The 11,862-nt window shown below is 46.2% G+C and carries 10 protein-coding genes; 5 read left to right on the forward strand and 5 right to left on the reverse strand.

Annotation, left to right across the window (positions count from 1 at the left end; translation table 11 throughout):
• The first annotated feature begins 72 nt into the window (after nt 1–72).
• Together A9237_RS04840 and A9237_RS04845 are read left to right on the forward strand one after the other, a co-directional pair.
• Nucleotides 73–1,599 carry a winged helix-turn-helix domain-containing protein gene (locus A9237_RS04840; RefSeq protein ID WP_078607770.1) on the forward strand — a complete coding sequence of 509 codons (1,527 nt, stop codon included), beginning with the start codon at nt 73–75 and terminating at the stop codon, nt 1,597–1,599.
• Between the two features lie 131 nt (nt 1,600–1,730).
• On the forward strand, nt 1,731–2,630 hold the full coding sequence (locus A9237_RS04845; protein WP_078607771.1) for a hypothetical protein: 900 nt from the start codon (nt 1,731–1,733) through the stop codon (nt 2,628–2,630).
• 93 nt (nt 2,631–2,723) lie between these two features.
• On the opposite strand, the gene treC is transcribed toward A9237_RS04845, so the two are convergent.
• From treC to gmhB, 4 genes are all read right to left on the reverse strand, one after another.
• Entirely contained in the window at nt 2,724–4,409 is a 1,686-nt protein-coding gene (gene treC, locus A9237_RS04850) for an alpha,alpha-phosphotrehalase (RefSeq protein ID WP_078607772.1), read from the reverse strand.
• A gap of 92 nt (nt 4,410–4,501) precedes the next feature.
• The gene (gene treB, locus A9237_RS04855) at nt 4,502–5,926 is read right to left on the reverse strand and encodes a PTS trehalose transporter subunit IIBC (protein WP_005440120.1); all 1,425 of its coding nucleotides are present in this window, start codon (nt 5,924–5,926) and stop codon (nt 4,502–4,504) included.
• A 175-nt stretch (nt 5,927–6,101) separates the two neighbouring features.
• Nucleotides 6,102–7,049 (reverse strand): trehalose operon repressor TreR, encoded by a 948-nt coding sequence (treR, locus tag A9237_RS04860; RefSeq protein ID WP_078607773.1) that lies wholly within the window; start codon nt 7,047–7,049, stop codon nt 6,102–6,104.
• A gap of 74 nt (nt 7,050–7,123) precedes the next feature.
• Nucleotides 7,124–7,675, reverse strand: coding sequence for a D-glycero-beta-D-manno-heptose 1,7-bisphosphate 7-phosphatase (gmhB, locus tag A9237_RS04865; protein ID WP_005381961.1), 552 nt, complete (start codon nt 7,673–7,675; stop codon nt 7,124–7,126).
• Between the two features lie 343 nt (nt 7,676–8,018).
• Here gmhB and metN point away from each other — a divergent pair, with 343 nt between their 5' ends.
• Genes metN through A9237_RS04880 form a run of 3 tightly spaced genes read left to right on the forward strand, consistent with a single transcriptional unit; the run spans nt 8,019 to nt 10,562 of the window.
• Nucleotides 8,019–9,053 carry a methionine ABC transporter ATP-binding protein MetN gene (metN, locus tag A9237_RS04870; RefSeq protein WP_005440122.1) on the forward strand — a complete coding sequence of 345 codons (1,035 nt, stop codon included), beginning with the start codon at nt 8,019–8,021 and terminating at the stop codon, nt 9,051–9,053.
• Nucleotides 9,043–9,720: a methionine ABC transporter permease gene (locus tag A9237_RS04875; RefSeq protein WP_009705638.1), complete on the forward strand. Its 678-nt coding sequence runs from the start codon at nt 9,043–9,045 to the stop codon at nt 9,718–9,720. The genes metN and A9237_RS04875 overlap by 11 nt, the downstream gene beginning before the upstream one ends.
• Before the next feature lie 32 nt (nt 9,721–9,752).
• Entirely contained in the window at nt 9,753–10,562 is an 810-nt protein-coding gene (locus A9237_RS04880) for a MetQ/NlpA family lipoprotein (RefSeq protein ID WP_005440125.1), read from the forward strand.
• A gap of 87 nt (nt 10,563–10,649) precedes the next feature.
• On the opposite strand, the gene A9237_RS04885 is transcribed toward A9237_RS04880, so the two are convergent.
• Nucleotides 10,650–11,840: a YibE/F family protein gene (locus A9237_RS04885; protein ID WP_041060313.1), complete on the reverse strand. Its 1,191-nt coding sequence runs from the start codon at nt 11,838–11,840 to the stop codon at nt 10,650–10,652.
• Between the last annotated feature and the right edge of the window lie 22 nt (nt 11,841–11,862).

The following is an 11,862-nucleotide window of genomic DNA, read 5'->3' on the forward strand; positions in this document are numbered from 1 at the left end:
AGCGCAATTTATAAGATTTTGCGCTCCAATGCCTATATAATATCTCGCCATTTCCTAATCACTCATGATGGTATGCGCGACTTCCTACAACAAGCCAAACAAACCAAAAGTCAGATTGCTATTGGCGAGCTTATCTACAATCCAGAGACTCAAACTCTGCATAAACAAGCAGTCAGTATCGATCTTGAGCCGCGTACCGTCGAGTTACTGGAACTGTTACTCACCAGTGTTGGACACCCACTCTCTGCTGAAACTATCATAGAGACCATTTGGCAAAGTAAGTTCATTTCAAAGAATGTCCTAACCAACCGAATCAGTACACTCAGAGCTTTGCTTCAAGAGTACTTACCAGAACACGATGCCGCTAAGCTATTGGTGACCTACCCGCGTAAAGGCTACTTCCTCAATCCAGCGAACGTTCAACTATTGCCACCAGCAAAGTCGAGCAAGCGCAAAGCCAAACTCGCCAATGAGGGTAAAGCGCCCTCTTCACGCAAACTCAGGGTTGTTTATAGCTTATGTGCTTTATTCGCGCTGACCAGTATTGGGCTGAGTGTGGCTCTCTGGCAACAACAAGGCATTTCCACTCAGCAAACGCGTAACCAACTGCTGATCCCGAAAGTCGAGCTTCTCCTAAATCGCGTCGATGCGATAGGCACTGCGGCACGTGAGTATCGTACCGTGGTGAAAGCCATTTTGCTCCAACAGCAAGTCGAATACCCTTATACTGATATTGCTAACCAAGATGCTCCGAGCTACTTTCTCGATCCAATCAACGAGACGCCTTATTTCCCCGGCGCCCGCAACATGCAGACCAGTGATTATCAGCTCAATATCGAACTCAAAGACAGCCCGACAGAGGGCATGATAAAAGCGCAGATGAACCTGATTTACCCAGCGACAGGAAAATTAGCGTTTCGAAATCAGTACGTCCTACGTATCGACCACCTGCAATCAGATTTATTCCGCTTACACAGCGACATTGCTCAGTACTTCAATCTGCCAGAACCTTCAAAAAGCACTTGGCACTTTACTGACACACACGAAAAGATGTTGCTCGACGAGCAGTTTTCCAACGCACCAATTGAGCACATGGACGAGTTCACTGCTATCACCATCGCTCGTCATCTTGCGCTGTACGAACAAGATAAAACCAAGCTAGAGGAATACCTCACTCAGGCTCAATCGGAATTTGATGTCCTCCCCGACGAGCTGAGTTTGTGGCTTGGTATCTTGCACTACAAGTTAGGTAACCTCGATAAAGCCAAAGCGTTACTGACGACACCAGCTGGCGACTCACGAATTCAAAACGCCTTGGTGTACACCTTCGTTTCTCATATCGCTTACAAGCAGAATAAGCTCGACCAATTCCGTCTCAATTACATGGAGTCTTTGGTGGCTCTACTGCGCGTCATGCCTTCTGAAGAATTATTCAGTCGCTTGTCACAACCAGAATCAAAAGAGACCTGTTTACAACCTTGGACAAAACTGCGTGTCAGCATTAAAGAGAAAGAAATTGTGATGCGTTGGAAGGCGCTAATCGAAGAATACTGCACGAATATCGACGCTGAAATTACTCCAGATAAAACAAAGACCTAAATATAAAATTAAGCTTTCATTAAACTCTGTTAGCTTTTGTTTTTTGCCCTTTTTCTGCCACAAAACTTAGCATGGCGGCATTCAAATAACGGCTCGATTTATCAGCCTTCTAAAATTAGGAATGTAAACTCATGCTTAAAAAAATGACGCTTATCGCAGCAGCTACGATCGCACTTTACGGCTGTGGCGGCGGTTCTTCTTCTGGCTCTTCAAGCGGCAATAAAGGTCCACAAAACAGCTTTGATTACCCGATTTCAAACTCATCTTTTGCACCTGTATCAAGTACAAAATTGCGCTACGACATTGCTTCTGATGAACAGCAAATCGGTACAGTGACGATGGACTTTGAAGCGATGAGCAGTCAGGAGCTTATTGATGCTTTGTCTAACGTTCCACAATCGGCACCTGTGATTCAAATCATCCACGATCTGGTTAACAACGGTATCACTCAATTTTATCTGTCTGAGCAAGTTGAAGAGAACGGCGAAGACGATAAGTCGATCTACTTTACCGGCACCGATGGCGCACTACACGAAATTACCGATGCTTACCTTGTTAACCGTATCTCTATCGCAATGCTTATGGATAGCAGCCCTGTGTTTCGCGTGGAAGGTTCGACGGTTAAGGAGAAAGATCCGAACATTGATATTAGCGTAAACACCATCTCTATTGATTTATCGCTGAATGGTGAACAAGTGGCTAACCTTTTGAATGATTTTGAAGATCACGAATGGGTAGAACAGCTGCCAGATAACGCAGATTGCAAAGCTTGGTGGAGCCAACAAATCACTGAGACAGGTGCACGTAAAACCTTCACTGTATCTGGCAAATCGATTGAAGCGGCATACCTAACCGAGAAGAACACCTACAACCTAAGATGTGATGGTATGGATTCAATGGAATTTGAAACATCAGCAGAGCGTTGGTTTAACCCTGCACTAGGCTTGATTGAGCAAGTTGAACTATTGAAAGCCGAACAGACTCAAATCAGTGAAGAGAAAGCAACACTGAGCAAGATCGAGAAAGCATAAGCCGCAATCTTATCTCATAGAAAAAAGGCTTTGGGGAGCACTCCAAAGCCTTTTGTTTAGGATCGAAATCCTTAGGGGTACTTTTATTTGCCTTTAAGATTCAATCAGCAAAATGCGTGTTTCGTAAGGACGCAGAACTTGATGATTGGAAGCAATTGCGCTGGTCGCATTCTGATAGTTGGAAAGCAGATTCTTGGCTTTGCTCATGTCAAAGCGCTCTGGTAACACACACTCCACTTCTTCGCCGTAGTAGTTGTTAATGCACAGCAGCGTTTGCTTGTCGTTCTGACGAGCGTAAGCAAAAATACGTTTGTGCTCTGGCAGCAAGTCCTCATAACGACCATCAGTGATCACCGGAACCTGTTTACGCAGCTCAATCAAGCGCTTGTAGAAGTAGAACACCGAGTTCAAATCGGCAATTGCGGCTTCCGCGTTGATCTCAGAATAGTTCTGAGCCACTTCTAACCATGGCGTGCCCTCAGTAAAGCCCGCGTGTTTCGCGCTGTTCCATTGCATTGGCGTACGTGAGTTATCACGCGACTTCTGTGCCAAAATCGCCATCATATCGTCGTGAGATACGTCATCGCGATTGACCATGATGTCGTACATGTTCGTGCTTTCAACATCGCGATATTGGCTGATTTCGGTGTAGCCCGGGTTGGTCATGCCGATCTCTTCACCTTGATAAACATAAGGCGTGCCTTGCATCATGTGCACCGATGCCGCAAGCATTTTGGCTGATTCAACACGGTATTGTTCGTCGTTACCTAATCGGCTCACAACGCGTGGTTGGTCATGGTTACACCAAAATAGCGCGCCCCACCCTTTGCCATTTAAGCCGGTTTGCCAATGGTTGAAGATCTGTTTCAGTTGAATGAAATCAAACGGTGCTTTTGTCCACTTATCACCATTCGGGTAATCGACTTTAAGATGGTGGAAATTGAACACCATCGACAGCTCTTTGCCATCTTGCGCTGAATACTGCTGGCAATGCTCTAGCGTGGTGGACGACATTTCACCCACCGTCACACTGCCATATTTTTGGAACACGGCTTCACTGATCTCTTGAAGGTATTCGTGCACACGTGGACCATCCGTGTAGAAACGGCGACCATCACCAATATCGTCACTTGGGAAATCTTGCTGCTTTGAAATCAGGTTGATCACGTCAAGACGGAAACCATCGACACCTTTCTCTGCCCAGAAGCTGATGACTTCTTTCACTTCTTCACGCACTACTGGATTTTCCCAGTTTAAGTCCGCTTGCTCTTTAGCAAAAAGGTGCAAATAGTACTGACCCGTTTTTTCATCCAGTGCCCAAGCGTTACCACCAAACTTAGATTGCCAGTTGTTTGGCTCTGCGCCATCAACCGGATCTTTCCAGATGTAGTAATCACGGTACGGGCTGTTTTTATCACCCAGTGCTGATTGGAACCACTTGTGTTCTGTCGAAGTATGGTTGACCACGATATCCATGATGATTCGAATACCCAGCTGGTGAGCCTCAGCCAACAAGGTATCGAAATCTTGCATGGTGCCGAAATCTGGGTTGATCGCGTAGTAATCGGAAATGTCATAACCATTGTCGATCATTGGCGATTGATAAACCGGCGTCAGCCAAATCGCATCCACACCAAGGTGTTTTAGATAATCCAGTTTAGAAATGATCCCTTTAATATCGCCCGTGCCTTTACTTCCACTGTCACAAAAGCTTTTTGGGTAAATTTGGTAGATGGTTGCGGTTTTCCACCAGCTCTCATCATGCTTGGTCATTGCCATTTCTAACGCTCACTTACCATTAAACGGAAACTTAAAAATCTTAAAAATTAGAGGAGATAAACGAGGCAGCCAAATCACTGCCTCAGTTTGAATTACGCGTTAGCGGTTTCTAACTCGCCTTTCATCTGTGCACGCTTATACAACACGAGCGTCAGCGCTACTGGAACCACAATCGCCACCAACATCGCCAGAGCAAATACGCCCCAGAACTGCGGTTGGATAGACAAGATGCCCGGCAAACCGCCCACACCGATACCGTTAGCCATCACACCTGCGCTGCCACAGATAGCAGCGGCAATCGCACTACCGATCATCGCGCTTAACATTGGGAATTTGTATTTCAAGTTGATGCCGTACATCGCTGGCTCAGTCACACCAAGGTAAGCTGAGATAGCCGCAGGTACTGAGATATCACGCTCGCCATGTTTTTTACTGATGATAATGATGCCAACTACTGCAGACGCTTGAGCAATGTTTGAAAGTGCAATCAGAGGCCAAATTGGCGTACCACCTAGCTCTTGCATCAGTTGAAGGTCAACCGCGTTGGTGGTGTGGTGAATACCGGTAATTACCAATGGCGCGTATAGGAAGCCGAAGATGGTTGAACCAATCATTGCGAAGTCACCTGTCATGGCTGCTTTTGCTGCGAAAGCAACGCCGTCACCCAACATACGACCGAATGGGCCAATAATAGAGTGCGCAAGAATCACAGACACAATGATAGAAACAAACGGCACGACCACTAAGTAAAGGTAAGACGGAATGATGCGTTTTAAGTTGGTTTCAATAAACGCCAGTGCCATACCAGCGAGCATTGCCGGAATCACTTGTGCTTGGTAGCCTACTTTCTCGATGGCAAATAAGCCAAAGTCCCATACTTCAGGCACTTGCTTACCAATTAGGTAGGCGTTCATTAATTGTGGCGAAACCAACGTGACACCCAATGTGATACCCAGAATTGGAGTACCGCCGAGTTTTTTCACTGTCGACCAACACACACCAACCGGTAGGAAGAAGAAAATTGCCTCACCAATCAGCCATAAGAAAGAGTGTACCGTAGCCCAAAACTGGCTGATTTCCGTTAGCGTTTGACCATCAAACATCTTGATGTCGCCAATCACGTTACGGAAGCCAAGAATCAGACCACCGGTAATGATCGCTGGTAGCAGTGGTACAAAGATTTCAGCAAGGTGGGAAATACCACGCTCAACGATATTCATGTTTTGACGAGCAGCGTTCTTAGATTCATCTTTGCTCGATTCACTTTTGCCGCTAAGCTCGATCAGTACTTTGTAAACCTCATCAACTTCTGTGCCGATGACGACCTGAAATTGACCTGCGTTGGTAAAGCAGCCCTTCACCATAGGCAGTGCATCTAACTGTTTTGTATCGGCTTTATCAGTGTCATTCAACACGAAACGTAAGCGAGTTAAGCAGTGGCTTACACTGGCAATATTGTCCGATCCCCCGACCAGCTCAATAAGACGCTGTACATCTTGACGCGCAATCTTACTCATAACTTTGTCCACCCTGTATTGGATACATTCAATTCATCGTTTTATTTTTATAATGGGAACATTCCCATTTGATGATTTTAATAGTGCCATTTCGCATTCAAAAACAAAATGGGAACAGTCCCATTAATTGAGAATGATCACAGTATAATTTTAGAGCAGATCATCGAAAGGTGGATTAATGACGGATAGGCTGCTGGGTAAAATGCACCACAGACTCATCACCATTTAATTGATTAATCAGCATGTTAGCAGCTTTTTCACCGGCATGAGAGTAGCCTGGGTCCACGCTGAAAACATTAGGGAAGAGAAAAGAAAGTAATTCGTTACCACCGACACCGGTAACCACCACATCTTCACGTCCCACTTCTTGCAGACGTTTAATTACACCGAGAGCGATAGTGTCACTGGCACAAGCGATGGCTTGCGTATCGGATTGAAGGACTTGATCCACCAGCTGATAAGCACTTTCGTGGTTGAGCTTACCGGTTTGAAAGCAAGGTTCGATGCGCTTTTGCTCACACCAAGCTTGGTAAGCATTAAGGCGAGCAAGACCGGTGGTGCGGTCTTCTGGGTCAACACCAATGTAGGCAATACGAGAAATAGACTGTTGTTCCAGATGAGAGAGCGCCATATCGATAACGCCTTGGTTATCGTAGTTGATCGAGGAAACCATTTGCGTGTCCATCGCGATCACGACTATGCGATTGCCCCACTCCGCCAAAGCTTGTTCATCACATCCAGTAAAACCAAACACAATCACCCCGTCGACATTGCGACGTTTAAGGACATCCAAATGCTCATTGGTTTTATCGCGATCGAATTGGCTCTCCATGATCACGACATCGTACCCTGCTGAGTACAAAGCGTTGAGCATGGTCCCAACAGCGCGGTTTTCTGATGGTGAATCCAAACGAGAGATGATCACGCCGATCACCTTTTGACTGCCACCACGCATCGACTGCGCAGACTTTGATGGGACGTAGCCTGATTCACGAATGATTTGCTCTACCTTCTCACGCGTTTGCGGTTTTACCTTGGGATCATTGGTAAGCACACGGCTGACCGTCGATTTGCCCACGCCAGCCAATTTCGCGATATCAAGAATGGTGAGTTTTTTGCTCATAAGTGTTCAGACTAAAAGAAGGAATCAAACAAAAGGGAAGCAGCGGCTTCCCTTATCTCAGTCAGTAATGAAGATTACTTGTTTAGGTACGCAGGCACGTCTGCAATGCTATCTAATACTACCGTTGCAATGGCTTCGCCTTGTTCTGTCACTGGCTTACCAGTACGAACCAAAATTTTAGTGCCAACGCCTGCTGCTTCTGCTGCCATCATATCTTCGGCTTTGTCGCCGATCATCACAGATTTCTCCATGTCGATCTTCAAGAAGTCACGTGCAGAAATGAACATGCCTGGTTTTGGCTTACGGCACTCACAATCTTGCTTGTACTCACCAATGCCATGTTCTGGATGGTGTGGGCAGTAGTAGATGCCGTCGAACTCAACGCCATTATCAGCGAAGTTCCAGTCCATCCACTGAGTCAGAGATAAGAAACGGTCTTCGCTGAATTTACCACGTGCAATGCCAGATTGATTGGTCACAAGCACCAACAGGTAGCCTTTATCTTTCAGCGCTTTTGTCGCTTCAAAGACACCGTCAATGTACTCAAAATCATGTTCGTCATGAACGTAGCCGTGGTCAACGTTGATCACGCCGTCACGATCGATAAAAACAGCAGGTTTTGCCAAAACGTATTTCTCTATTTACTCGGTTTCATCAGATTATTACATACCTTATAAGCACTCACACTATCTAATTGGCGTGAGTGAGCGACAAAACAGTTGATTTGTCGCCCGAGAATCGGTAAATCTTGAATATCCCTCTTTTAGATTCCTTTCCGCCAAACATCCTCTGTTTTATTTCCCCAACAGAACATCCATACATTTAGACGTCTAGACGTAAAAATATCTATTGACTTACTACTGCTTAACCCATAGCATCAACTGAGAATTGAGATAGAGTTCAAAATTTACTCCTGTTAAAAGCCGTTTTTAACAGCGAAGTTCCCAGTATCTCTGTGCAGGTTGAAACATGATAGAAATAAAAAACGTCAATAAAGTGTTCTACCAAGGCAGTAAGGAAATTCTTGCCCTTAAGGACATTAATCTAGATATCGCGAAGGGCACCATCTTTGGTGTTATCGGCTCATCGGGCGCGGGTAAAAGTACCCTAATCCGCTGTGTAAACATGCTGGAAGCCCCAACATCGGGTTCCATCATCGTAGATGGCGTTGATCTAACCAAATTAAGCAAAAAGCAATTGGGAGAAACTCGCCGTAATATCGGGATGATCTTCCAACACTTTAACCTGCTGTCGTCTCGCACCGTTTTCGACAATGTCGCACTCCCTCTTGAGCTAGCAGGCAAAGACAAATCGCAAATCACAACAAAAGTGACTGAGCTACTTAAGCTTGTTGGTCTTTCAGACAAGCATGAAAGCTACCCAGCAAACCTAAGTGGTGGTCAAAAGCAACGTGTGGCAATTGCACGTGCACTGGCATCAGACCCTAGCGTTCTGCTGTGTGACGAAGCAACCAGCGCGCTGGATCCAGCAACGACTCAGTCCATCTTAGAACTACTCAAAGAAATCAACCGCAAGCTAGAAATCACCATTCTTCTGATCACTCACGAAATGGAAGTGGTTAAGAGCATCTGTCACGAAGTGGCGATCATCGGTGATGGTGAGCTAGTAGAAAAAGGCACCGTTGGTGAAATCTTCGCGCATCCGAAGACAGCACTGGCACACGAGTTCATTCGCTCTACTTTAGACCTTTCTATCCCAGAAGATTACCAAGCACGCTTACAAACCACGCGCGTAGAAAACAGCTACCCATTGGTTCGCCTAGAGTTTACTGGCGCTACCGTGGATGCCCCTCTGATGACGCAAATCGCTCGTAAGTACAACATCGACGTGAGCATCCTAAGTTCTGATCTCGATTACGCTGGCGGCGTGAAGTTCGGCATGATGGTCGCTGAGCTGTTTGGTAGTGAAGAAGACGATAACGCAGCGATTGAATTCCTGCGTGAGCACAACGTGAAAGTAGAGGTACTTGGCTATGTCCTTTAATACGATTTCTGAATGGCTGAGCTTAAACAGCAACCTACTTTTAGGCGCAACGTGGGAAACCTTTTACATGGTGGCGGTTGCGGGCATCGTTGGTTTCGCAGTTGGTATTCCTCTTGGTGTGATTCTGCATACCACTAAAAAAGGTGGCCTGCTGGAAAACACCAAACTCAACGGCATTCTTGGCGCGATCGTCAACGTGGGCCGCTCGGTTCCTTTCCTAGTATTGATGGTTGCGATTATCCCAGTAACCAAACTGTTGGTTGGTACCTTTATCGGTACAACAGCAGCAATCGTACCTTTGACCATAGGTGCTATCCCATTTGTGGCGCGTCTAATCGAAGGCGCACTACTGGAAGTTCCATCAGGCTTGGTTGAAGCTGCGCAATCTATGGGTGCGACACCAACACAAATCATCACAAAAGTTCTGCTTCCTGAAGCAATGCCGACTATTGTTAACTCAGTGACGATTACCCTAGTAACACTAGTAAGCTATTCAGCAATGGCGGGGACAGTAGGCGGCGGCGGTCTTGGTGACGTAGCTATCCGTTATGGCTTCCACCGTTATGATGTAGTCATCATGGCCGTGACCGTCGTGATGCTAATTGTTCTAGTACAAATTATTCAGTCTATCGGTGATGCAATCGTTCGCCGCGTAGACCACAGATAAGAATTGAAAATACCAATTATAAGGAGATAAAGATGAAATTTAGCCTTAAGAGTCTTTTGACTGTTGCAACTGCCGCTTCTGCACTGGTTCTTGCTGGTTGTGGCGAGAAAGAAGTTGACGTGAACAAAGTAAAAGTTGGCGTTATGGCAGGTGCGGAAGCACAAGTTGCTGAAGTTGCAGCAAAAGTTGCTAAAGAGAAATACAATCTGGACGTTGAGCTAGTTACCTTTACTGATTACGTAACACCAAACGCAGCGCTAGATGATGGCTCAATCGACGCAAACGCGTTCCAACACAAGCCATACCTAGACCAGCAAGTAACTGACCGTGGCTACAAGCTAGTAACGGCTGGTAACTCTTTCGTATACCCAATTGCTGGTTACTCTAAGCAAGTAAAATCAGTGGATGAGATCGAAGATGGCGCTCGTATCGCAGTACCAAACGATCCAACCAACCTTGGTCGTTCACTTCTACTTCTTGAGCAACAGGGCCTTATCGAACTGCGTGATGGCGTTGGTCTACAAGCAACAGTACGTGACATCGTTGGTAACCCGAAAAACATCACTATCGTGGAGCTAGATGCAGCACAACTTCCACGTTCTCTTGATGACGTAGCGGTTTCTATCATCAACACGACTTACGCAAGCTCAATCGACCTAACACCTGAGCGTGACGGTATCTTCGTAGAAGACAAAGAGTCTCCATACGTAAACCTTATCGTTGCTCGTGAAGACAACGTTCAAGCAGCTAACGTACAAAACTTCGTGAAAGCATACCAAACTGATGAAGTTTACGAAGCAGCGAAAGACATCTTCAAAGGTGGCGTAGTTAAAGGTTGGTAATCCCCTCTTTCTACAACACTTGAAACTTAAAAAGGGCGCTCATCAGAGCGCCCTTTTTGCATTTGTTTTCATTGCGGTTTTATATCGCTAGAACAGCTGAACTTCGTCTTGCTCAACCTTCTTTTGCTCCTGTTCTAGCTGCGTATCCACTTGCGGATGTTTAAACACATAAGGCGCTAAAAACGCAGTAAAAGGGATAGTAAGCACAATGCCTACACTGCCCGCTAACGCATTCACCACTGCGAGTCCTACCAACGGCATGTTCATAAACTGGCTTGCTGGCATGTTAAGTCCCCACACCATCATGATGGTCGTCAATGAGCCACCAGCAAACGCCAAGATCAAGGTGTTAGTCATGGTACCCATGATATCTCGACCAATGTTCATCGACGCTCTAACCAACTGCTTTGGTTTGAGTTTCGGGTCGGTTTGTTGCAGCTCCGCGTACGCAGATGCAATCGAAATCGCAACGTCCATAACAGCGCCAAGTGCCGCAACGACAATCGTCACGAACATCAACCAACGGATGCCCATCTTCACCGACGTTAGGTAAATCACGTCTTCGCCTTTGTCGAGGTAAATGCCCGACAAGTGTGCCATTTCGCCAAACCACTGCGCCATGACACCCGCAGCGATTACGCCAAGTAACGTGCCGCCCATGGCGCATAAACTCTTGCGGTTATAGCCAGAAACGAGAATAAAGCTGACCACGATGATCACCACCATCAATAAGATGCTGACCAACATCGGATTCCAACCCGCAAAAATACTCGGCACCAATACGCCAACGATCAAGGCCGCTGTAAAATAGAGCGCGACCATCGAGTTGATGCCCTCTTTCTTGCCAAAACTCAACAACAGCGCGCAAAACAGTGCAAGCATCAGGTAAATAGCGTCTGATCGTTTGTGGTTATACGCCCAATAAACGGTGCCATTGGTGGTTTCGCGGATCATCATAATGAAAGTATCGCCTTCACTGACATACACGTTGTGCTGACGACTAAGAGGGTTGGTGACTTCCACCTCTAAGCCTTCGCTCTCTCCCTCAAGGATTTTTGCCATGAAAACTTGTTTGCCTGTCATCACATCTGGCACGAGCGGATCTGGCGCAACATGGTTGGAAATCGAACGTGTGACGGTCGCTTCAACAAACTCTTGTTGTTGGCGAGATTTAGGACGGAAATCTTCACTCCACGAAGAAGAAAACTGAAAGATAAGCGTGGAGATAAGGGTAATCAGTAGGGTGAAACCCCATCGGTTATAGATTCTTTTGATCATGAAGCACTCTTCTACATCACTC

It is taken from the genome of Vibrio owensii (assembly GCF_002021755.1).
Taxonomy (GTDB): domain Bacteria; phylum Pseudomonadota; class Gammaproteobacteria; order Enterobacterales; family Vibrionaceae; genus Vibrio; species Vibrio owensii.